This is a genomic window from Sphingomonas sp. Leaf62 (assembly GCF_001421915.1).
In the GTDB taxonomy this organism is placed as follows: domain Bacteria; phylum Pseudomonadota; class Alphaproteobacteria; order Sphingomonadales; family Sphingomonadaceae; genus Sphingomonas.
In genome coordinates this window covers 304,354-325,131 of the sequence record NZ_LMLN01000002.1, presented here as the reverse complement: position 1 = coordinate 325,131, position 20,778 = coordinate 304,354, and the positions used below count along the sequence as shown (strand labels likewise).

Genomic DNA, 20,778 nt, shown 5'->3' with positions numbered 1-20,778 from the left:
ACGTTGTCGTACCCCCGCGTAGGCGGGCGTACGATCACCCCGCCACTGGCTCCAACGCGATCTCGAACAGCATCGGCCACCATTTGCCGGTAACGAACAGGCGCTTGGTCCCCGCATCCCACGCGATCCCGTTCAACACCGCCTCCGGATCGAGTGCCCCCAGCTCCGCGCGCAGCGGTGCAAGATCGACCAGCCCGTCGACCGCCCCCGTCGCCGGATCGATCCGCACGATATAGTCGCGATGCCAGATATTGCCCCACAGCTTGCCGTCGATCATCTCCAGCTCGTTCAGGTTATGCAGTGGGCGGCCATTGGCGGTGATCGTCACCCGTCGCCGCTCCCTGAACGTCTTGGGATCGAGAAAGCGCAGCGTCGGCGTCCCGTCCGACAGGATCAGCGACTCGCCGTCGCTCGCCAGTCCCCAGCCCTCCCCGGCATAGCGCGCGGTGCCGACCGCCTTCAGCGTCTTGGCGTTCCAGCGATGGGCGATGCCGTCCATCCACGTCAGGCTGACCAGTTGCTGCCCGTCGACTGCCAGCCCTTCGCCGAACTGCTCCCCCGGCAGCCGGGCGCGCGCCAGCACCTTGCCGTCGGCCAGATTGACCCGCCGCACATCGGACACGCCGGGCTGTCCGGTACTTTCGAACAGCGCCCCATCATGCCACACCAGTCCCTGCGTGAAGGCGGTGCGATCATGCGGATAGCGCGCCACGATCCGCGCCGAAATCCCCTCGACCGGGACCGGCTGCACCGGCGCAAGCGGGGGCGCGCCGGCCTGCGCGGACGCGGCGGTGGCGAGCGCGAGGCTCAGGGGCATCAACCAGCGGATCATCGTCGTCGTCATCCTCGCATCCGCCTTGCCCGTTGCTGAACCGTCAGAAGGGTACCGCCGGGCCGGCGGGCACGATCCCGGTCGGATTGATATCCTTGTGACTGCGATAATAGTGCGTCTTGATCTGGTCGAGATCGATCGTGTCCATGACGCCCGGCAATGCCGCGATCCGTTCGGTCAGCGCGCGCAGCCGGGGATAGTCGAGCAGGCGGCGGACATTGCATTTGAAATGCCCGTGATAGACCGGGTCGAACCGCACCAGCGTGGTGAACAACCGGATATCCGCCTCGGTCAGACGATCGCCGACCAGCCAATCGCCCGTCAGCCGATCCTCCAGCCAGTCGAGCGAGTCGAACAGCGCAGCGACCGCGTCGTCATACGCGGCCTGCGTCGTCGCGAAGCCCGCGCGATAGACGCCGTTGTTGACGCTCGCATAGACGCGATCGTTGATTGCATCGATCTCGCCGCGCAGCGCCGCCGGATAATAATCGCCCGGCGTCGCGCCCAGATCGTCGAACGCGGTATTCAGCATCCGCAGGATATCCGACGATTCGTTGTTCACGATCCGGCGTTCGGCCTTGTCCCACAGCACCGGCACGGTGACCTTGCCGGTCATGTCGGGATCGGCGAGCGTGTAGAGCTGGTGCAGATGATCGACGCCGTTGACCGGATCGCCGCTACCGCCGAACGCCTCCGCAAAGCTCCATCCCTGCGCACCCATCAACGGCCCGACCACCGTGACCGGCAGCAAATCCTGCAATCCTTTCAGCGCGCGCACCACCAGCGTCCGATGCGCCCATGGGCAGGCGAGGCTGACATACAGATGATAGCGCCCCGCTTCCGCCGGCATGCCGCGCTGTCCCTCCGGCCCCGCACCCCCATCGCGGGTCAGCCAGTCGCGGAACCCGCTCTCCGCCCGCTGGAAATTGCCCGATGCGTCGGTCGGTGCGACCGGCGTGTCGTTGGTCCAAACCCCGTGCTGCAACATGCCCATCGGCGATCCTTTCGCTATCCGGCGGTCCAACGCAGGGCGGCCGGTTTCCGATCAGCTTCAATTCGCCGAACAGAGCGATTTCGATCGATAGGATGTGAAGCCGCAAGCGACCTGCGCGCATCCCTTCGTCAGCCCGCTCCCGGTCCGCAGCGGGAATCGGACGCGGCCGTCGATCCGATCAAACCTCGTCGGTGTTCCCATCCTGCTTCGAGGCAACTCCTCGGCGCTGCGAAAAGCAGTCGACCATGGACCGGCCGTCGCCTATCCCCTCGCCGGACTGCTCCAATTGTCGCTGTTCAGCATCGTCTTCTAATGGGTCATCGCCGTGCCGATCTGCCTGATGCTCGGGCTGACCCTGTGGGATTTTGCAATACGATCGGGACGACAGCGCCGCGGCGACGCGCTGCGCTTCGGGTTGATCGCCGGCGGCCTGATCGGGGCAGTGATGGCGATCATCGGCGATCCCGGCACCCGCTGGTTCGACGAACCGCTCGACGTTCTTGGCTATTGTCTCGCTGGTCTCTGCGCAGGCGGGGTAGCCTATCGGCTCGGCTATTGCCGACGCTGACCCTCCAACGCCGTCCTGCCGGTCGGTCGGAGCTGCTGCGAGCGTGCCGGGAACGCCGGCCCCGCACGCCGACATCCACTCAGGGATTCTGGATCAACCGCAGCAGCGAACCATCGGGATCGAGCAACGCGCCGATCCGCAGGCCGTTCTGCTCGCGGGCCGGTTGCAATCGCGGAAAGCCGGTCGATTGCTCCACAATTCCCGCCGCCTGCGCGACCGCATAAAATGCGTCGAGATCGTCGAGCCGCAGGCAACTGCCATAGCCGCTCGTCGCGGGATCGAAATCGGGCCACGGGAAGAATTCGAGCTTCAGCGACCCTCGTTCGAGGATCATCCAGGTCGGGTCGCGCCATGCCTCGTGAAACCCGAGCGCGGCGAAAAAGGCCGATGTCACCGCGAAGTCGCGCGACGGCAAATTGGGTGTCGCCAGATCCATCGGATGCCCGATCCCGTACGGAGTTCCCGAAACGAAAAAGGCCGGCCACCCTTGCGAGTGACCGGCCGCTTTCCTGTCGCCGAAGCGCGAACCTCAGAGCTTGTTGAGGTTCACCGCGGCGTGCTTGCCGCGACGATCGACTTCGAGTTCGAACTCAAGGCGATCGCCTTCGTTAAGCGTCGGCAGACCCGCGCGCTCGACGGCCGAGATGTGGACGAATGCGTCCGGCTGTCCATCGTCGCGCTGAATGAAGCCGAAGCCCTTCATCGCGTTGAAGAACTTCACGACGCCGCTGGCGCGCTCGCCGGTCAGCTGACGCTGCGGGCCGCCCATGCCGCCGCCTGCGCCGCCACGGGGGCCGGCATCACGCGGTTCACGTGCTTCGCGCGGTGCGCCACCGCCGGTGACTGCCATCGGTTCGCCGTCGATCTTCAGATCGGTCGCCGAAATGCGGCCGCCACGATCGACGAGCGTGAAGCCCATCGGCTGCCCTTCGGCCAGCGCGCTCAGCCCGGCCTGTTCGACGGCCGAGATGTGCACGAACACGTCTTCGCCGCCATCATCACGGACGACGAAGCCGAAGCCCTTCTGCGCGTTGAAGAACTTTACGACACCGGTCGCCTCGCCGACGACCTGCGGGGGCATGCCGCGGCCACCGCCGCCGCCGCCACCACCGAAGCCGCCACCGCCGCCGCCGAAGCCGCCGCCACCACGGAAACCGCCGCCGCCGCCGCCGAAGCCGCCACCGCCGCCACGATCACCGTAGCTGCTGCCGCCGCCGCCGAAGCCGCCGCCGCCAAATCCACCGCCGCCGAAGCCACCGCGATCGCCGCCGAAGCCGCCGCCGCCGTAGCTGCTGCTGCTGCCTTCGTCACCAAAACCGTCGCGCTTGTCCCTGCCGCGCCCACCGCGCTCGCCGCGCCGTCCTCGATCGAAACTCATTGCCCTGTTCGTCTTCCTGGTTCGCCCAACTTCATTCTAAACCCAAGCGCCGAGCGAAAAACGCAGGTGTCCGGGCACCGCCAAGCCGGGTGCCACATCCCTGCATAGCGTAAAAGCGCGCGGCCCCAAACGAATTTCGCCGCTGCAATCGTTCCTGTCGCCGCGATCATGGCGATTATCTTGCGATTATGTGGCGAAGACGGCACAGAATCGCCCGATGGACACCATGATGGCGCTGATCGCCGACCCGACGGCATGGGCCGCGTTCCTCACGCTGGTCGTGCTGGAAGTCGTGCTCGGCATCGACAACCTGATCTTCATTTCGATTCTGTCGAACAAGTTGCCGGCCCATCAGCAACAACTGGCGCGGCGAATCGGGATCGGCCTCGCGCTGGTCATGCGGCTGCTGCTGTTGTCGATGATCGCGTTCATCGTCTCGCTGACGACCCCGGTGTTCGACCTCGGCATTCAGGGGTCGCCCGACGGCTATGGCCGGCCGAGCTTCGAAACCGCCTTTTCGTGGCGCGACCTCATCCTGATCGCCGGCGGGCTGTTCCTGGTGTGGAAGGCGACAAAGGAGATCCATCACACGATGGACGACGAATCCACCGGCGACGCGCTCGACCGGAAGGGCAAGGCCGCCCTCGGGCTCGGTTCGGCGATCGCGCAGATCGTCGCGCTCGACATGGTGTTCTCGATCGATTCGATCCTGACCGCGGTCGGCATGACCGACGAGGTGCCGATCATGATGGCGGCGGTGATCGTTACCGTGGCGATCATGCTGGTCGCCGCCGATCCGCTGGCGCGCTTCATCAACGCCAACCCGACCGTCGTCATGCTTGCCCTCGGCTTTCTGCTGATGATCGGCGCGGTGTTGATCGCCGACGGCTTCGGCGTGCATGTGCCCAAGGGGTATATCTATGCCGCGATGGCATTCTCCGCCGGGGTCGAGACGCTGAACATCGTCTCGCGCCGATCGAAGACGAAGAAGCGCAAGGCCCGGGAAGCCATTGAGCGCGACGTTTCCCATTAAGGCGGCACCGGCCCGCTCCCGCAAAACTCGCGCCAGCGAGTTTTCAAACAGCGCGCGAACCGCTAGGCGCAACCGATGAGCGTTTATTTCCACGAAGAAGACCTGCCGGCCGACGTGTTCGCCCCCGGCGCCGACATCGCCGTCGATACCGAGACGATGGGCCTGATCACCCCGCGCGACCGGCTGTGCGTCGTGCAGCTGTCCGATGGCGGCGAGAACCAGCATCTGGTCCGCTTCAATCCCGGCAGCGATTATGCCGCGCCGAACCTGAAGGCGGTGCTGGCCGATCCGGCCCGCGTGAAGCTCTATCATTTCGGCCGGTTCGACCTTGCCGCGATCCAGCATTATCTGGGCGTCACCGCCGGCCCGGTATTCTGCACCAAGATCGCGTCGCGGCTGGTCCGCACCTACACCGATCGCCACGGCCTGAAGGAACTGGTCCGCGAACTGCTGGGGCAGGATTTGTCCAAGCAGCAGCAATCGTCCGATTGGGGGGGGCCGGTGCTGTCCGATGCGCAGCGCGATTATGCCGCCTCCGACGTCCGCTTCCTCCACGCGCTGCGCGAGGAACTGACGAAGCGGCTGGCCCGCGAAGGGCGCACCGGTCTGGCGCAGGCTTGTTTCGATTTCCTGCCGCACCGTGCCGCCCTCGATCTCGCCGGCTGGCCCGAGACCGATATCTTCGCGCACATGTAAGGGCAGAGGATGTCGGAAATCGCCCGCCAGGAACGCTCGCGCCGGCAACGCCGTGCAGCGCCGGGCAGTGCGCATGACCGGCTGATCGGATTCCTGATGGTCGTGCTGCCGATCGGCATCGGCGTGCTGGCCGCGTTTCTGGTGATGGCCCCGCTGTTCATGCGCGGCGATACCAGCTTCGTCCTCGACAAGAACAAGGTCGCCGTCGCGCAGGAACGGATGCGCCTGCGCGCCGCCGAATATCGCGGACAGGATGCCAAGGGTCAGCCCTTCGTCATCGATGCCGGATCGGCGGTGCAGAAAAGCTCGGCCGAACCGGTGGTGCAGCTGCAGCAACTGGCCGCCGCCATCCGCCTGCCCGATGGTCCCGCGCGGCTGACGGCACCGCGGGGACGCTATGACATGCAGACCGAACAGGTCGCGGTGAACGGCCCGATCCGCTTCCGCGCGGCCGACGGCTATGCGCTCGACACCAACGACGCGACCGTCGATCTCAAGACCCGCCGCCTGCAAAGCGGCAGCGCGGTCACCGGCACTACATCGATGGGAACGTTCAGCGGCGACCGGCTCGACGCCGATCTCGAGGCGCGCACCGTGCGGCTGACCGGCAATGCCCGCTTGCGTATCGACCCGGCACGCACGAAATAGCCGCGATGATTCGCCACGCGCTCCCGGGCCTCGCCGCCACCTTCGGCCTCCTCGCCATCCTCGGGTCGGCCCAGGCGCAGACGCGGCACAACTCGAACGCGCCGATCGATTTTTCGGCGAACGCCATCGAATTGCAGGATCGCGCCAACCGCGCCGTCCTGACCGGCGGCGTGACCATTCGCCAGTCGACCATGACGCTCACCGCCGACCGGGTCGTCGTCGACTATGTCGGGCAGGTCACCGAAGGCGCCTCGCCCCAGGCATCGCGCATGGACGCGACCGGCAACGTCACCGTCACCCGCCCCGATCAGACCGCGAAGTCGCGCTTTGCCGTCTATGACGTCAATCGCCGCGTCGTCACGATGATCGGCGGCGTGCAGCTGACGCAGGGGGCCAACACCCTGACCGGCGGGCGGCTGTCGATCGACCTCGACACCGGCCGCGCGACGATCGACGGGTCTGGCGTCGGCACCACCGCCGCGCCGGGCGGATCGGTCCAGCAGAGCGGCGGTCGTGTCACCGGGCGGTTCTCGGTTCCCAAGCGGAACTAGGGGGCGGGCGCGTCCGCCCCGCCGGCGACGATTAAGCCTGCATTCATCGCATAACCTGCGCGGGCCGGCGATCGGACCTTCCGCCACCGCCGCTTTCATGCAATATTCCTGCCAATCGTTCCGCCCTGGAGATTGACCGGACCCAAGTTGGAGCATCGGCACGGAGGGGATTTCGGCGTGAGGCAAGGCGCGAGGAGGGAGCGATGCCAAAGCATCGTGACCGACGAGCAACGCAGCGTCCCGTCGAAAGCACCCCGCCGCGAAGCGGTCGCCCGCAGGGCGATGACGGTGGTTCAACTTGGGTCCGGTCAATCTCTAACGGTACGGTAACCATTGCTATGCGATCAGGACGCTGCCGATGACCGACACCACCCTGTTGTCCCGCAGCGCCGACGCTGTCCCCGTGCACGAACGCCCCTCCGACCGGGGGCTGTCGGTCGTGTCAATCGCCAAATCCTATGACAAGCGCGTCGTTTTGTCCGACGTGTCGATGTCGGTCGGGCGTGGCGAGGTCGTCGGCCTGCTCGGCCCCAATGGCGCGGGCAAGACGACCAGCTTCTATTCGGCGATGGGTCTCGTAAAGCCCGATGCCGGCCGCATCCTGCTGGATGGCGAGGATATCACGGCGCTGCCCATGTACCGCCGCGCGATCCTCGGCCTTGGCTATCTGCCGCAGGAAACGTCGATCTTCCGCGGGCTGTCGGTCGAAAAGAACATCCTCGCCGTGCTCGAACTGGCCGAACCGGACAAGGTGACGCGCGCGGCGCGACTCGAACAGCTGCTCGACGAATTCGGCCTCACCCGGCTGCGCACGGCATCCGCCATGGCCTTGTCGGGCGGCGAGCGGCGACGCGCCGAAATCGCGCGCGCGCTGGCGGCCAATCCGACGATCATCCTGCTCGACGAACCCTTTGCCGGCATCGATCCGATTTCGATCGCCGACATTCGCGATCTGGTGATCCAGCTCAAATCGCGCGGCATCGGCGTGCTCATCACCGACCACAATGTCCGCGAGACGCTCGAAATCGTCGACCGCGCCTATATCATCTATGACGGGCGGGTGCTGTTCGCCGGCTCGCCGTCCGAACTGGTCGCCGACGCCAATGTCCGCCGCCTGTATCTCGGCGAAGGGTTCGAACTCTAACCGCGATGAGCCTCGCGCCTCGCCTCGACCTGCGCCAGTCGCAATCGCTGGTGATGACGCCCCAGTTGCAGCAGGCGATCCGCCTGCTCGCGCTGTCGAATCTCGAAATCGAAGGGTTCCTTGCCGAGGAAATCGAAAAGAACCCGCTGCTCGAATCGGGCGGCAGCGACGATGACGGCCCGGCGGCCGAAGCACCCGATCCGGTCGCGGCCGGCGAACCCGCCGGGTCCGACGAACTGCTCGGGCTGGGCGCGGCGAGCGGCGAATCGCTCGACCTCGATCTCAGCGAAACCTTCCATCATGACAGTGCCTCCGACGGGGTCGGCTCGCTCGACGGCGGCCTCGGCCTCGCCGCGACCGGTGCCGGCGGGTTCGAGGACGCCCCCGATCTCGACGCGCTGGCCAGCGCCGACATCTCGCTGATCGACCATCTGCTGCAACAGGCCGGGGCCAGCGTCGCCGGGGCCGACCTGTTCATCGCCAGCGCGATCATCGATCAGATCGACGATTGCGGCTATCTGTCGGGTTCGCTGCTCGACATCGCCAACCGGCTCGGCGTGCCGCTCGCCCGCGTCGAAGCGGTGCTGGGCATCGTCCAGACTTTCGACCCCAGCGGCGTCGGCGCGCGCAGCCTTGCCGAATGTCTCGCGATTCAGGCGCGCGAGGTCGATCGCTACGATCCGTGCATGATGCGGCTGCTCGACCATCTCGACCTGCTCGCGCGCGGCGCGCTGCCGCAGCTGCGCCGGATCTGCGAGGTCGACGACGAAGACCTGACCGACATGATCCGCGAGTTGCGCGGCTATGACCCCAAACCCGGCTGTCGCTTCGGCGGCGAACGTGCCCAGTCGGTGGTCCCCGACCTGTTCGTGGCGCCGCGCGGCGATGGCTGGGCGGTCGAGATCAACGGCGCCACCCTGCCGCGCGTGCTGGTCAATCGCGGCTATTTCGCCGAACTCAGCGCGAACGGCACCAAATCGTCCAAGGCATGGCTGTCCGATTGCCTCGCCAGCGCCAACTGGCTGGTGAAGGCGCTCGACCAGCGGCAGCGCACCATCCTGAAGGTCGCGACCGAGATCGTGAAGCAGCAGGAGGCGTTCTTTCGTCAGGGCGTCGCCCATCTCCGCCCGCTGACGCTGGCGAAGATCGCCGAAGCGATCGAGATGCACGAATCGACGGTCAGCCGCGTGACCTCGAACAAATATCTGTCCTGCCCGCGCGGGCTGTTCGAGATGAAGTATTTCTTCACTTCCGCCATCCAGTCGGCCGATGGCGGCGAGGCGGTATCGGCGCTCGCGGTCAAGGAAGCGATCCGCAGCCTGATCGCGGCCGAAGACCCGAAAAAGATCCTGTCCGATGACACGCTGGTCGAATTGTTGAACGCCAAGGGCTTCGACATCGCCCGGCGGACGGTGGCGAAATATCGCGAGGCGATCGGGCTGGGCTCCTCGGTCCAGCGACGCCGGCAAAAGGCGCTCGGCCGGTAGCGCTTTCCTACAAGCGGCAACGGGTGGCAGGATCGCCGACGCTCTTTTTAACCGTAGATTCCGCCGTCCCGCCACCGGGCAAGGTCACCCCGATCGCAAAACGCGCACGAGTGTGACCTTTGTGACCTTTGGCCGGCGCAAATTACCAAGTCACTGTAATCACACAACCCGTTCCCGCTACCACCCGTTCGGTTCGAGCAGCTTCGAGCCTGTCGAGAAGCGTCCGTCGAGAACACGCCGCCCCGAACGCAACGTCGACGGGCCGCTCCAAGACGTCCAAAAACGTCCGGTTGCCATACATTGCCGGTCGCGGCACACTCTTCAAACGCTCCACCGGCAACGGCCCGAAGCTCGGGCAGCACTTCTTACCACCTGCCAGCGCGTCGAACGGTCCTGCGTCCGGAAATCGATCCTTGCGGGTAATCGGCGATCGGAAATCTGCGCCGCCGCCACCGGATCTCGCGCTCGTTCCCGCCGCCTATCGCGTCGGCCTCGTCGGAACGGCCTTCTCCGGATCTGGAGCAAACTGTTCGTTGCCGATGATGCCGAACGTGAAGCGATCCCCCTGAGCCTGGGCATATTGCGCCGCGGCCATGACGCACGTCAGCTTGTCGAAAGACCCGCCACCCATCGCGTCGGGTCGCAGGATCAATCCGCCAGCGGTTTCCACGAACATCGCTCCGGGTACCAGACCGCACTGGCGTTCCAATGCTTCGGCGAACGCCTTGTCGGTCGGATAGGCGGACCGCCGCGGAAAGTCGTTCAGGACGCCGCGCCGTTCCAGTTCGGTCTTGGCACTGGCCAGCATTACCGGACGCATGACCTCCCCAATCCGTTCTTCATAAGCCCGTTGCACCGCCGGATCGCGGATGGTGACGATCTCCGATCCCGCCACCTGCCGGATACACTCGACATGCTTTTCGGTTGCGCCGGCACCTTCTCCGATCACGACCTCGACGCTCTGCAATTCGGCTTCGTACCGCACGGTGAAGCCGTCCGCCCGCAGGCCGCATCGCACCAGCTTCTGTACCATGACCTGTTCATAGGCCGACGGCGGTGTTTGCGGCATGTCGATCATTTCGGCCTCCCCTGCCGCACGCACCAGTTTCCCTTAAACGTCCAGCTTCTCATAATCCGCCGGTGGCGGCACGCCTTCCATCCGCTCGGCGAGCAGCGGCCGGAAACTCGGCCGGCTCTTCATGCCGACATACCATCGCTTCGCCAGGTCGTGCGTCTTGAAGTCGATCCCGCCCAGATAGTCCGCGATCGAAATCTGCGCCGCCGCCGCCAGATCGGCCAGACTCATCGTCGCCCCACCGATCCACTGCCGATGGTCGAGCAGATAGTCGATATAATCGAGATGCTCGACCGCCGCCTTCATCGCCTCGCGCAGCACGCGCGTGTCTGGCGTCTGACGGTGGACGATGCGCTTCTCCATCCGCTCCATCAGCAACGGTCCGGTGATCTCGCGATAGAATTGGGTGTCGAACCACGTCACCAGCCGCCGCTGTTCGGCGCGGTCGGCGGCGCTGCCGTTCAGCATCGCCGGCTTGTCGCCCGTCTCCTCGATATATTCGCAGATCGCCATCGAATCGATCAGGCGGATACCGGCCTGTTCGTCGATCATCACCGGCGTCTGTCCGGCGGGGTTCAGGTGCAGGAACTCGTCCCGCCGCGTCCATGGCGATTCGCGCACCGGCTGATAGCCGATGCTCTTCTCCGCCAGCAGCAGACGGACCTTGCGTGAAAAGGGACATAACGGGAATTGCAGAAGCTGCCACATGCCGTCGTGTTAGGCGGCACGGCGACGGCGCGGAAGGGGATTCGTGTGGGATTGCTGATTGCTCTGGTCTGGCTGGCGGGCGCGATCCTGCTGGCACGCGCCTCGCGCCGGTCGATGGTCCACGCTGCGGCAGCGATCTGTGCCGGGATCGCGGGCACCACCCTGCCCGATCTCGACCTGTGGCTGCCGATCGGCCATCGCAGCGGCCTGACCCATTCGCTGCTGCCCCTCGCACTGGCGCTGATCGCGCGCCGCTGGCGACCGGTGATGGCCGGACTCGCGATCGGCATCGGCCTACATCTCGCCGCCGACGCCTTTCCCAATGCGATGCGCGGCTTCGCGACGGTCAAGCTGCCGGCGATCGGATCGCTGGGCGTGTCCGGTTCCTATGCGTGGCTCGGCGTTCAGGCGGTGGTGGCGACGGTCGCGGGCGCGGTGCTGCTGGCGGCCGCGCTGCCGACCGGGCTCGCGCTGCTGACCGCCATGGCGCTGGCGGCGATCGGCATCGCCTATCTGTTCGTCACCGATGGCGGCTGGTGGGCAATGATGGTCTATGCCGCGTTCGGCTGGATCGCCGTACGACGCGGGACCGACGGACCGGCCGTTTCCACGACCGGCCGGCATCCGTCATGACGGCGAACGCTACCGGACGATAGCGCAACGCCGCGACGATCGACCGACCGTCGCGACGCGCGGGTTCAAGCGGCGGCGACCGCCTGTCCCGGGTCACCCGCCGCATCGTCGAGCAACTGGTGTGGCAGCCGCGTCAGCATTTCCTTCGGCACCACCTGCCAGAACCGACCCTTGCACCGGTCCCAATCCTCAAGGATCGCGCCCGACCATTTGCTGTCGGTGGCGGCATGATGCTGGGCGACCAGATCCTTCAGCACGCCTTCCCAATGCGTCGATCCCAGCCGGTGGAGTGCGATGTTCTCCGGGTTGTGGTTGCGTTCGAAGCTGGCGTCATGGTCGTAGATGAATGCCATGCCGCCGGTCATGCCCGCCCCGAAGTTCGTGCCGGTCCGCCCCAGCACGACCGCGACGCCGCCGGTCATATATTCGCAGCCATTGGCGCCACAGCCCTCGACGACCACGGTCGCGCCCGAATTGCGGACCGCGAAGCGCTCGCCCGCCTGCCCCGCCGCGAACAGCTTGCCGCTGGTCGCACCGTACAGCACGGTATTGCCGACGATCGTATTCTCGTGGCTGCGCAGCGGCGACGACACCATCGGCCGCACGACGATCGTGCCACCCGACAGCCCCTTGCCGACATAGTCGTTGGCGTCGCCGAACACCTCCAGCTTGATGCCCTTGCACAGGAACGCGCCGAGGCTCTGCCCCGCCGACCCGCGCAGGCGAACCGTCACATGACCATCGGCCAGCTTCGACATGCCGAACGTGCGGGTGATCTCGGACGACAGCCGGGTGCCGACCGCGCGGTGGGTGTTGCGCACCGAATAGGTCAGCTGCATCTTCTCACCGCGCGAGAATACCGCCGCCGCATCCTTGATCATCTGCGCGTCGAGGCTGTCGGGCACTTCGTTGCGGAAGGTCGACAGGCTGAACCGCCGCTCGCTCTCGTCGGCATCGACCTTCGCGAGGATCGGGTTGAGGTCGAGATCGTCGAGATGCTCGGCCCCGCGGCTGACCTGCCGCAGGAACTCGGTCCGCCCGACCACGTCGTTCAGGCTGCGCACGCCCAGGCGCGACAGGATCTCGCGCACTTCCTCGGCGATGAAGGTCATCAGGTTGATGACCTTTTCCGGGGTCCCCGTGAACTTGGCGCGCAGCCGCTCGTCCTGCACGCACACGCCGACCGGGCAGGTGTTGCTATGGCACTGACGCACCATGATGCAGCCCATCGCCACCAGCGACAGCGTGCCGATCCCGAACTCTTCCGCACCCAAAATCGCGGCGGCGACGATGTCGCGTCCGGTCTTGAGGCCGCCGTCGGTGCGCAGCACCACGCGTCCGCGCAGGCCGTTCAGCGTCAGCGTCTGGTTGACCTCCGACAGCCCCATTTCCCATGGCGTGCCGGCATATTTGATGCTGGTCTGCGGTGACGCGCCGGTCCCGCCGACATGGCCCGACACGAGGATGACGTCGGCATGCGCCTTCGCCACGCCCGCCGCCACCGTGCCGATTCCGGCGGACGACACGAGCTTGACGCAGACCCGCGCCTTCGGGTTGATCTGCTTGAGGTCGTAGATGAGCTGCGCCAGATCCTCGATCGAATAGATGTCGTGATGCGGTGGCGGCGAAATGAGCGTCACCCCCGGCGTCGCATGGCGCAGCTTGGCGATGAACTCGGTCACCTTGAAACCGGGCAGCTGCCCGCCCTCGCCGGGTTTGGCACCCTGCGCGACCTTGATCTCGATCTCGTCGCAGGCGTTGAGATATTCGGCGGTGACGCCGAACCTTCCGCTCGCCACCTGCTTGATGACCGAATTGCCGTTGTCGCCATTCTCGTACGGCTGATAGCGGATCGAATCCTCGCCACCCTCGCCCGACACCGCCTTTGCGCCGATCCGGTTCATTGCGATCGCCAGCGTCTCATGCGCTTCCGGGCTCAGCGCGCCCAGCGACATGCCCGGCGTCACGAACCGCTTGCGGATCTCGGTGATCGCCTCGACCTGATCGATCGCCACGCCGGTTTCGGGGAAGTTGAACTCCAGCACGTCGCGCAGATAGACCGGCGGCAGGTCGCGCACCCCGCGCGAGAACTGCATATAGGTCGAATAGCTGTCGGTCGCGACCGCCGTCTGCAACAGGTGCATCAGCTGCGCCGAATAGGCATGCGCCTCGCCACCGCCGCGCTGGCGATAGAAGCCGCCGATTGGCAGCGTCGCGACGGCCGTATCGAACGCCGCCTCGTGCCGTTCGGTCGCGTTGACGTGGAGCGAATGATAGCCCTCGCCCGAAATCTTGGCCGGCATGCCGGGGAAGAAGTCGTTGACCAGCGCGCGGCTGAGGCCCACCGCCTCGAAGTTATAGCCGCCGCGATAGCTGGAGATCACCGCGATCCCCATCTTCGACAGGATCTTGAGCAGCCCTTCGTCGATCGCGGTGCGATGGCGCTTCAGCGCCTCGTCCATGCTGATCTCCCCGAACAGCCCGCGCGCATGACGATCGGCGATGGCGGCTTCGGCCAGATAGGCGTTCACCGTCGTCGCGCCGACCCCGATCAGCACCGCATAATAATGCGTGTCGAGGCATTCCGACGACCGCACGTTGATCGATGCGTAGGAGCGCAGCCCCTTGCGGACCAGATGCGTATGCACCGCTGCCGCCGCCAGCACGCCGGCGATCGGCACCTTGGTCGCGTCGAGATGCTCGTCGGTCAGGAACAGCTCGCTGCGCCCTTCGCGCACCGCCTGTTCGGCCTGCGCCCGGATGCGAGCGATGGCGGCACGCAGCGCCTCCGGCCCCTCACCCGCCGGGAAGGTGCAGTCGATCTCCGCCGCCTGGATGCCGAAATGCGCTTTCAGCCGCAGCCAGTCGGTGTTGGTCAGCACCGGGCTGTTGAGTACCAGCACCGCATTTCCGCGGTCGGCGGCGTCGAGGATGTTCGCGAGATTGCCGAACCGCGTCTTGAGCGACATGACGTACCGCTCGCGCAGCGGATCGATCGGCGGGTTGGTCACCTGCGAGAAATTCTGGCGGAAGAAATGGCTGATCAGGCGCGGCTTGTCGGAAATGACCGCCAGCGGCGTATCGTCGCCCATCGACCCGATCGCTTCCTTGGCCCCTTCGACCATCGGCGACAGGATCAGTTCCATATCCTCCAGCGTCTGTCCCGCGCACACCTGCCGCCGCGCCAGTTCGGCCCGGTCGTAGCGCAACGGTTCGGCGGTGGCGGCGGGCAAATCGTCGATCGTCAGGAACTTGCCGGTCATCGCGGCATAATCCGCCTCGCCCGCAATCTTGTCCTTGATCGCGCGGTCCTTGTAGAGCCTGCCCTCGCTCAGATCGACGGCGAGCATCTCGCCCGGCCCCAGCCGCCCCTTCTCAACCACCGTCGCTTCGGCAACCGGGACCATGCCCGCTTCCGACCCCACGATCAGCAGCCCGTCACCGGTCAGCGTATAGCGCAGCGGCCGCAATGCGTTGCGGTCGAGCCCCGCGACCGCCCAGCGGCCATCGGTCATCGCCAGCGCGGCCGGGCCGTCCCACGGCTCCATCACGCTCGCGAGGTAATCATACATCGCGGTATGCGCTTCGGGCATGTCCGCCGCGCCCTGCCACGCCTCGGGCACCAGCATCAGCTTGGCAGTCGGCGCGTCGCGACCCGACCGGCAGATCGTTTCGAACACCGCGTCCAGCGCCGCCGTGTCCGACGCGCCGGCCGGGATCACCGGCTTGATATCCTCCGACCGCTCGCCGAACGCGATGCTTGCCATCTTGATCTCGTGGCTGAGCATCCAGTTCTTGTTGCCGCGGATCGTGTTGACCTCGCCATTGTGCGCAAGGCAGCGGAACGGCTGCGCCAGCCACCATTGCGGGAAGGTGTTTGTCGAGTACCGCTGGTGAAAGATCGCGACGCGCGATTCGAAGCGCTCGTCGGTCAGGTCGGGATAGAAATCCGACAGCGATTCGGCAAGGAACAGCCCCTTGTAGATGATCGAGCGGCACGACAGCGAACAGAAGTAGAAACCGGTGATCTGCGCAGCGATGATCCGCTTCTCGATCCGCCTGCGGACCAGATACAGGTTCTTTTCGAACTCGGCCTCGTCCATGTCCTCCGGCGCGGGGCCGGCGATCATGATCTGTTCGATCTCGGGGCGGGTCGCCTGCGCCTTCATGCCGATGACCGACACGTCGACCGGCACCTGCCGCCAGCCATAGATCGACCAGCCCGCCTCGATGATCTCCGATTCGACCAGGGTGCGGCAGGTTTCCTGCGCACCCAGATCGGTGCGCGGCATGAACACCATGCCGACCGCGAGCCGGGCATGCATCGGCTTGTGCCCCGACGCGGCGATCGCGTCGTCGAAGAAGCGGTGCGGCAGGTCGACATGGATACCCGCGCCGTCGCCCGTCTTGCCATCGGCATCGACTGCGCCACGGTGCCACACGGCCCGCAGCGCATCGATCGCCGACTGGACGACCCGGCGCGACGGCTTGCCATCGGTCGCGGCGACCATGCCGACGCCGCAGGCGTCGCCCTCATATTCGGGGCGGTACATGCCTTCGGTGGCGAGGCGGAGGCGTTCGGAGGTCATATCGGTCATGCCGAAAACCCTTTCGTGGAAAGATAGGTTACGATCGCTGTGACGATCGACTGCAATTGCGTCGCGGCATCCCAGCATTGATTGACCCGGCGAACCTGCTCCGCCTCGTCGATCGGATATTCATGCACCAGACGATTGCGCAGCAGGGTCAGGTCGACCCACTGATCGGCATCCTCGACGAACCGGGTCTTTTCCATCCAGTTCGCCATGTCGCGCCGCGTCATCATGGCGGTGTCGAGCAACTCCCAGACGGCGACCAGGCGGACCAGCCGCGCGATCATATCCTGCAACTGTTCGACCCGTTTCAGCAACGCGATCGAAGCGATCCGCTCGATCAGCGGCAGCGCCTCCAGCACCGAGATTTGCGTGGGAAGATGTGCCGACAATATCGGGCGCAACTCGTCGATGCCGACCGACAGCCGGCGGCACCGCAACAGCGTTGCGTGCAGGACGTCGTCGGCATCGCTCACGGCAGCGCCACCGCTTGCGGTGCGACCATGCGGGCGAAAGCGGACCATTCGCTCGATCGCGGGGCAAAGACGACATCCACCTTCTGCTCATCGATCCGTTCGAACAGACGGTCCCGGAACCGGTCGGCCAGTGCCTCGGTCGCAAGACCCGCATCGACCTCGACCAGCAGGTCGATATCCCCACCGCGCAGGTCGTCGCGCACCCGGCTGCCGAACAGGCGCACGACGACATCCTCGCCGAACGCTTCGCGCGCCGCCGCCTTGATCGCCTGCACCTCGTTCGGCTTCAGCCTCACGCCGCTTGCCTTCCCGCTTTGGCCTTCGCCTTCAGATAACCGTGCATCCGCTCGGTCACGTCGCGCCCGTCGCGGATCGCCCACACCACGAGGCTCGCACCGCGTACGATGTCCCCCGCCGCGAACACGCCGTCGAGCGACGTCATCATCGACTTGCCGTCGACGCGGACCGTGCCCCAGCGCGTCACGCCCAGTTCGGGGGCGTCGAACAACGTCGGCAGATCCTCGGCATCGAAACCCAGCGCCTTCACCACCAGATCGGCGTCGAGCACGAATTCGTTGCCCGGATCGGTTTCCGGCGCACGCCGGCCCGAAGCGTCGGGCGCGCCGAGGCGCATCCCGGTAGCGCGCACCTGCACCACCTGACCGTCGCGCTCGTCGAACGCAGCGGGGGCGGAAAGCCAGACGAACTCGACGCCCTCTTCCTCGGCATTGGCGACTTCGCGCTGCGATCCCGGCATGTTGGTGCGGTCGCGGCGATAGAGGCACTTCACCGACTTCGCGCCCTGACGGATCGCGGTGCGAACGCAGTCCATCGCAGTATCGCCGCCGCCGACGACGACGACATTCTTGCCCGCCGCATTGAGCGAACCGTCGTCATAGGCGGCCACGCTGTCGCCGAAACCGATCTTGTTCGACGTGGTCAGATAATCGAGCGCATCGACCACCCCGCCGCTGCCGACACCCGGTGCCTTGATCGCACGGGGCTTGTACACGCCGGTCGCGATCAGCACAGCATCGTGCCGCTGGCGCAGATCGTCGAGCGTGGCGTCGCGACCGACCTCGAACTTTTCGTGGAAGACGATGCCGCCTTCCTTCAACCGTTCGACCCGGCGCATCACCACCGGCTTTTCCAGCTTGAAGCCGGGAATGCCATAGGTCAGCAACCCGCCCGCGCGGTCGTACCGGTCGTAGACATGGACCTCGTAGCCGAGATTGCGCATCCATTCCGCCGCCGCCAGCCCCGCCGGACCCGCGCCGATGATGCCGACCGACTGGCCCCGCGCCGGACCGACCGCGACCGGTTCGACCCAGCCATTTTCCCATGCGGTATCGGTGATGAACTTTTCGACCGACCCGATCGTGACCGCGCCGTGGCCCGAAAACTCGATGACGCAATTGCCCTCGCACAGCCGGTCCTGCGGACAGATGCGACCGCAAATCTCGGGCATGGTCGAGGTGCTGTTGGACAGCTGATACGCTTCCTGCAACCGCCCCTCGGCGGTCAGGCGCAGCCAGTCGGGAATATGATTGTGCAGCGGGCAATGGACCGAACAATAGGGGACGCCGCATTGCGAGCAGCGCCCTGCCTGATCCTCGGCAGTGGGCGGAGCGTAACGCTCCGCGATCTCGCGGAAGTCCTCCGCACGCAATTCGGCTTCCCGCTTCGCCGGATAGGCTTGGGGACGCGAAACGAACTTCAGCATTGCTTGATCGGCCATGATGCCCTCCGACGCATTGGAAAGCATATTCGACCGGCCAAGTCACGCAATAAACGATCGATAGGTAACCAATGTTGACCTAATAACCTACGGTAGCCATGATTACTAATGCAAACAATTCTTAACTAGGCGATTCGTGGCCGTATCGGCCCTATCCAAGTGGCAAGAGCCGCCCTTGGGAAAGCAGAATAATCAACGCGCTACCCAGCAGCACCCGATAGACCACGAACACCATATACCCGCGTGTCGATACGAGCTTCAGGAATCCGACGATCGATGCATATCCCACGACGAACGAGATACCCGTCGCCAGCAGGGTCGGTCCCGGGCCATAGGGACCGAACTGACCCCATGTCTTGAGCAACTGGTACAGACCCGATGCCAGCACCGCTGGAATCGCGAGCAGGAACGAATAGCGCGCCGCCGCTTCGCGGGTAAAACCCATGAACAGCCCGGCGGTGATCGTGCCGCCCGAGCGCGAAACGCCCGGCAGCAGCGCCATCGCCTGCGCCAAACCGAACGCGGTGCCGCTACCCCAACCCAGCCGGTCGATGCCCCAGCGTCGCCGCCCTACCCGGTCGGCGATGCCCAGCAGAATACCGAAGCCGATCAGGCTGAACGCGGTGAACCACAGGTTGCGCAACGACGTCTCGATCGCGTCCTTGAACAACAGCCCCAGCACCACGATCGGCAGCGTGCCGATGATGACCAGCCAGCCGATCCGGGCATTGTCGGCGTCGTGCGCGGTCCGCTTCCCGAAGAATTGGCCGAGCCACGCCGTCGCGATCCGCCAGATGTCCTTGCGGAAATACAGCAGCACCGCCGCTTCGGTCCCGATCTGAATGATCGCGGTGAAGGCGGCGCCCGGATCGGTGCCCGACGGCAGGAACGCGCCGGCAATGCGCAGATGCGCGCTGGAGGAGACCGGCAGAAATTCGGTCAACCCCTGAATCACCCCAAGGATCGCGGCTTCGAGCCACGATTGCGCATTGCTCATATCCGGGCGACTTTGTTGAAGCGGCCGTTCTTGCGATATGCGACGAGCCATTCGGGCGCGACCGTCGACAGTGGGACCGGGCGGATATCGAATGCATCGATCCCGGCCACGTCGCCGGTGACGACATTGTCGCGCGACAGCATCGCCCACTGATCCTTGCTGATCGGCGTGAACGGCAACGCCGCAATCATGCCACCCAGTTCGTTGGCAACCTTTACGAAGCGCACGTCACGACCGATCGCGCGCGCGATCCAGTGGTTGAGTTCCCCCATCGAGATCACGTCCGGGCCGCCGATCGCATAAGTCCGGCCCCCGAACCGGTCGGGATCGGCCAGCGCCTTTGCCACTACCTGCGCCAGATCGACGACATAGATCGGCTGGAACCGGGTCGCTGCTGCCATCACCGGCACGATCGGCCGCCCGATCAGTGCCGGCGCGCCCGCGATCATGCCGGCGAAGCGATTGACGAATCCGTCCTCGCGCCCGAACACGATCGACGGGCGCAGGATCGTGGCATTCGGAAAGGCGCCGCGCACAGCTTCCTCGCCCGCCGCCTTCGACCGGCCATAGGCCGATGGCGACGCCGGATCGGCCCCGATCGCCGAAATCTGGACGAACGCCTTTGCACCGGCCGCTGCCGCCGCCTCTGCGACGTTGCGCGCACCGGTAACATGGACCTTGTCGAAATCGCCGTCGAGAATGCCGACGAGGTTCACGACCGCATCCGAACCCGCAACCGCCCGCGCCAGCGTGTCGGGGCGCGACAGATCGGCCGCGACGAACTGTGTCTGGCCAAGGCCGCCCTGCGTCCGCAGGTACAGCGCCTGGCGCGGATCGCGCTGTGCGATGCGGACGCGGGCGCCCGCCTTCAACAATTCCTGTACGACATAGCGGCCGACGAAACCGCCACCGCCGAACAGCGTCACCAACTGGTTCTTCATCGTGCCCGCCTTTGCTTGGCCTGTATGCCATGCCCCATGCCGTTCCCGCATCCAAACGGCAAGGACAACGTAAAATCGCGAAACAAGTTGTTGACACCCCCCCGACGCCCCCGTAGAGGCGCCCTCCTACCCCGTGCCCAGATGGCGGAATTGGTAGACGCACCAGCTTCAGGTGCTGGCGATCGCAAGGTCGTGGAGGTTCGAGTCCTCTTCTGGGCACCATTTCTCACAGCATGAACATGCGCGGGGATCGTCCAGAACGATCCCCGGAGAACACTGCCCCGACC

Annotated in this window: 20 protein-coding genes and 1 tRNA gene; 9 read left to right on the top strand and 12 right to left on the bottom strand. The window is 65.7% G+C overall.

Annotated elements, in window-relative coordinates:
* Positions 1 to 34: 34 nt before the first annotated feature.
* Positions 35 to 844, bottom strand: coding sequence for a glutaminyl-peptide cyclotransferase (locus tag ASE91_RS02265; RefSeq protein ID WP_235530265.1), 810 nt, complete (start codon positions 842 to 844; stop codon positions 35 to 37).
* Between the two features lie 31 nt (positions 845 to 875).
* Positions 876 to 1,826, bottom strand: a complete 951-nt coding sequence (locus ASE91_RS02260; RefSeq protein ID WP_056622248.1) for a glutathione S-transferase family protein — start codon at positions 1,824 to 1,826, stop codon at positions 876 to 878.
* 340 nt (positions 1,827 to 2,166) lie between these two features.
* Between ASE91_RS02260 and ASE91_RS02250 the strand changes: the two genes are divergently transcribed.
* A complete protein-coding gene (locus tag ASE91_RS02250) occupies positions 2,167 to 2,394 on the top strand; it encodes a hypothetical protein (RefSeq protein ID WP_235530263.1) in 228 nt (75 codons plus the stop codon).
* A gap of 79 nt (positions 2,395 to 2,473) precedes the next feature.
* On the opposite strand, the gene ASE91_RS02245 is transcribed toward ASE91_RS02250, so the two are convergent.
* Both ASE91_RS02245 and ASE91_RS20905 read right to left on the bottom strand, forming a co-directional pair.
* The gene (locus ASE91_RS02245; protein WP_056622242.1) at positions 2,474 to 2,830 is read right to left on the bottom strand and encodes a bleomycin resistance protein; all 357 of its coding nucleotides are present in this window, start codon (positions 2,828 to 2,830) and stop codon (positions 2,474 to 2,476) included.
* A gap of 93 nt (positions 2,831 to 2,923) precedes the next feature.
* Positions 2,924 to 3,772 carry a cold-shock protein gene (locus ASE91_RS20905; protein ID WP_056622239.1) on the bottom strand — a complete coding sequence of 283 codons (849 nt, stop codon included), beginning with the start codon at positions 3,770 to 3,772 and terminating at the stop codon, positions 2,924 to 2,926.
* Between the two features lie 217 nt (positions 3,773 to 3,989).
* Here ASE91_RS20905 and ASE91_RS02235 point away from each other — a divergent pair, with 217 nt between their 5' ends.
* The 6 genes from ASE91_RS02235 (at position 3,990) to rpoN (ending at position 9,331) form a co-directional block, all read left to right on the top strand.
* Positions 3,990 to 4,805 (top strand): TerC family protein, encoded by an 816-nt coding sequence (locus ASE91_RS02235; RefSeq protein WP_056622238.1) that lies wholly within the window; start codon positions 3,990 to 3,992, stop codon positions 4,803 to 4,805.
* A 75-nt stretch (positions 4,806 to 4,880) separates the two neighbouring features.
* The gene (locus ASE91_RS02230; protein WP_056622236.1) at positions 4,881 to 5,501 is read left to right on the top strand and encodes a ribonuclease D; all 621 of its coding nucleotides are present in this window, start codon (positions 4,881 to 4,883) and stop codon (positions 5,499 to 5,501) included.
* A 9-nt stretch (positions 5,502 to 5,510) separates the two neighbouring features.
* Positions 5,511 to 6,149 carry an LPS export ABC transporter periplasmic protein LptC gene (gene lptC, locus ASE91_RS02225; protein WP_055998420.1) on the top strand — a complete coding sequence of 213 codons (639 nt, stop codon included), beginning with the start codon at positions 5,511 to 5,513 and terminating at the stop codon, positions 6,147 to 6,149.
* 5 nt (positions 6,150 to 6,154) lie between these two features.
* Positions 6,155 to 6,700, top strand: coding sequence for an LptA/OstA family protein (locus ASE91_RS02220; RefSeq protein ID WP_056622235.1), 546 nt, complete (start codon positions 6,155 to 6,157; stop codon positions 6,698 to 6,700).
* Between the two features lie 358 nt (positions 6,701 to 7,058).
* Positions 7,059 to 7,844: an LPS export ABC transporter ATP-binding protein gene (gene lptB, locus ASE91_RS02215; RefSeq protein WP_055998417.1), complete on the top strand. Its 786-nt coding sequence runs from the start codon at positions 7,059 to 7,061 to the stop codon at positions 7,842 to 7,844.
* Positions 7,845 to 7,849: 5 nt separating this feature from the next.
* Positions 7,850 to 9,331: an RNA polymerase factor sigma-54 gene (gene rpoN / locus ASE91_RS02210; RefSeq protein ID WP_056622233.1), complete on the top strand. Its 1,482-nt coding sequence runs from the start codon at positions 7,850 to 7,852 to the stop codon at positions 9,329 to 9,331.
* A 478-nt stretch (positions 9,332 to 9,809) separates the two neighbouring features.
* Here the strand turns inward: rpoN and ASE91_RS02205 are convergent, their stop codons facing one another.
* Positions 9,810 to 10,433: a hypothetical protein gene (locus tag ASE91_RS02205; protein ID WP_156357607.1), complete on the bottom strand. Its 624-nt coding sequence runs from the start codon at positions 10,431 to 10,433 to the stop codon at positions 9,810 to 9,812.
* Positions 10,434 to 10,442: 9 nt separating this feature from the next.
* Positions 10,443 to 11,114, bottom strand: a complete 672-nt coding sequence (locus ASE91_RS02200) for a glutathione S-transferase family protein (RefSeq protein WP_056395461.1) — start codon at positions 11,112 to 11,114, stop codon at positions 10,443 to 10,445.
* 45 nt (positions 11,115 to 11,159) lie between these two features.
* On the opposite strand from ASE91_RS02200, the gene ASE91_RS02195 reads away from it, so the two are divergent.
* Positions 11,160 to 11,747 (top strand): hypothetical protein, encoded by a 588-nt coding sequence (locus ASE91_RS02195; RefSeq protein ID WP_056622229.1) that lies wholly within the window; start codon positions 11,160 to 11,162, stop codon positions 11,745 to 11,747.
* Between the two features lie 65 nt (positions 11,748 to 11,812).
* Here ASE91_RS02195 and gltB read toward each other — a convergent pair whose 3' ends face one another.
* The 6 genes from gltB to ASE91_RS02165 all read right to left on the bottom strand — a co-directional run bounded on the left by gltB (position 11,813) and on the right by ASE91_RS02165 (position 20,491).
* Positions 11,813 to 16,345 carry a glutamate synthase large subunit gene (gene gltB, locus ASE91_RS02190; RefSeq protein ID WP_056622227.1) on the bottom strand — a complete coding sequence of 1,511 codons (4,533 nt, stop codon included), beginning with the start codon at positions 16,343 to 16,345 and terminating at the stop codon, positions 11,813 to 11,815.
* Positions 16,342 to 16,815, bottom strand: coding sequence for a hypothetical protein (locus ASE91_RS02185; protein WP_056622225.1), 474 nt, complete (start codon positions 16,813 to 16,815; stop codon positions 16,342 to 16,344). Before ASE91_RS02185 ends, gltB begins: the two co-directional genes overlap by 4 nt.
* Complete coding sequence (locus tag ASE91_RS02180) at positions 16,812 to 17,111, bottom strand: nucleotidyltransferase domain-containing protein (protein ID WP_056622223.1); 300 nt, start codon at positions 17,109 to 17,111, stop codon at positions 16,812 to 16,814. The genes ASE91_RS02185 and ASE91_RS02180 overlap by 4 nt, the downstream gene beginning before the upstream one ends.
* Positions 17,108 to 18,553, bottom strand: a complete 1,446-nt coding sequence (locus ASE91_RS02175; RefSeq protein ID WP_056622308.1) for an NAD(P)-dependent oxidoreductase — start codon at positions 18,551 to 18,553, stop codon at positions 17,108 to 17,110. Before ASE91_RS02175 ends, ASE91_RS02180 begins: the two co-directional genes overlap by 4 nt.
* Before the next feature lie 151 nt (positions 18,554 to 18,704).
* A complete protein-coding gene (locus ASE91_RS02170) occupies positions 18,705 to 19,550 on the bottom strand; it encodes an undecaprenyl-diphosphate phosphatase (RefSeq protein ID WP_056622221.1) in 846 nt (281 codons plus the stop codon).
* Positions 19,547 to 20,491 carry a complex I NDUFA9 subunit family protein gene (locus ASE91_RS02165; protein WP_056622220.1) on the bottom strand — a complete coding sequence of 315 codons (945 nt, stop codon included), beginning with the start codon at positions 20,489 to 20,491 and terminating at the stop codon, positions 19,547 to 19,549. Before ASE91_RS02165 ends, ASE91_RS02170 begins: the two co-directional genes overlap by 4 nt.
* Before the next feature lie 135 nt (positions 20,492 to 20,626).
* Here ASE91_RS02165 and ASE91_RS02160 point away from each other — a divergent pair.
* A tRNA-Leu gene (locus ASE91_RS02160) sits at positions 20,627 to 20,713 on the top strand.
* Positions 20,714 to 20,778: the final 65 nt, after the last annotated feature.

What these genes read in the sequence shown, in the direction of transcription:
- ASE91_RS02265 (WP_235530265.1), bottom strand. Translation starts at nt 844, where the DNA reads ATGACGACGACGATGATCCGCTGGTTGATGCCCCTGAGCCTCGCGCTC.
- ASE91_RS02260 (WP_056622248.1), bottom strand. Translation starts at nt 1,826, where the DNA reads ATGGGCATGTTGCAGCACGGGGTTTGGACCAACGACACGCCGGTCGCA.
- ASE91_RS02250 (WP_235530263.1), top strand. Translation starts at nt 2,167, where the DNA reads ATGCTCGGGCTGACCCTGTGGGATTTTGCAATACGATCGGGACGACAG.
- ASE91_RS02245 (WP_056622242.1), bottom strand. Translation starts at nt 2,830, where the DNA reads ATGGATCTGGCGACACCCAATTTGCCGTCGCGCGACTTCGCGGTGACA.
- ASE91_RS20905 (WP_056622239.1), bottom strand. Translation starts at nt 3,772, where the DNA reads ATGAGTTTCGATCGAGGACGGCGCGGCGAGCGCGGTGGGCGCGGCAGG.
- ASE91_RS02235 (WP_056622238.1), top strand. Translation starts at nt 3,990, where the DNA reads ATGGACACCATGATGGCGCTGATCGCCGACCCGACGGCATGGGCCGCG.
- ASE91_RS02230 (WP_056622236.1), top strand. Translation starts at nt 4,881, where the DNA reads ATGAGCGTTTATTTCCACGAAGAAGACCTGCCGGCCGACGTGTTCGCC.
- lptC (WP_055998420.1), top strand. Translation starts at nt 5,511, where the DNA reads ATGTCGGAAATCGCCCGCCAGGAACGCTCGCGCCGGCAACGCCGTGCA.
- ASE91_RS02220 (WP_056622235.1), top strand. Translation starts at nt 6,155, where the DNA reads ATGATTCGCCACGCGCTCCCGGGCCTCGCCGCCACCTTCGGCCTCCTC.
- lptB (WP_055998417.1), top strand. Translation starts at nt 7,059, where the DNA reads ATGACCGACACCACCCTGTTGTCCCGCAGCGCCGACGCTGTCCCCGTG.
- rpoN (WP_056622233.1), top strand. Translation starts at nt 7,850, where the DNA reads ATGAGCCTCGCGCCTCGCCTCGACCTGCGCCAGTCGCAATCGCTGGTG.
- ASE91_RS02200 (WP_056395461.1), bottom strand. Translation starts at nt 11,114, where the DNA reads ATGTGGCAGCTTCTGCAATTCCCGTTATGTCCCTTTTCACGCAAGGTC.
- gltB (WP_056622227.1), bottom strand. Translation starts at nt 16,345, where the DNA reads ATGACCGATATGACCTCCGAACGCCTCCGCCTCGCCACCGAAGGCATG.
- ASE91_RS02175 (WP_056622308.1), bottom strand. Translation starts at nt 18,553, where the DNA reads ATGGCCGATCAAGCAATGCTGAAGTTCGTTTCGCGTCCCCAAGCCTAT.
- ASE91_RS02170 (WP_056622221.1), bottom strand. Translation starts at nt 19,550, where the DNA reads ATGAGCAATGCGCAATCGTGGCTCGAAGCCGCGATCCTTGGGGTGATT.
- ASE91_RS02165 (WP_056622220.1), bottom strand. Translation starts at nt 20,491, where the DNA reads ATGAAGAACCAGTTGGTGACGCTGTTCGGCGGTGGCGGTTTCGTCGGC.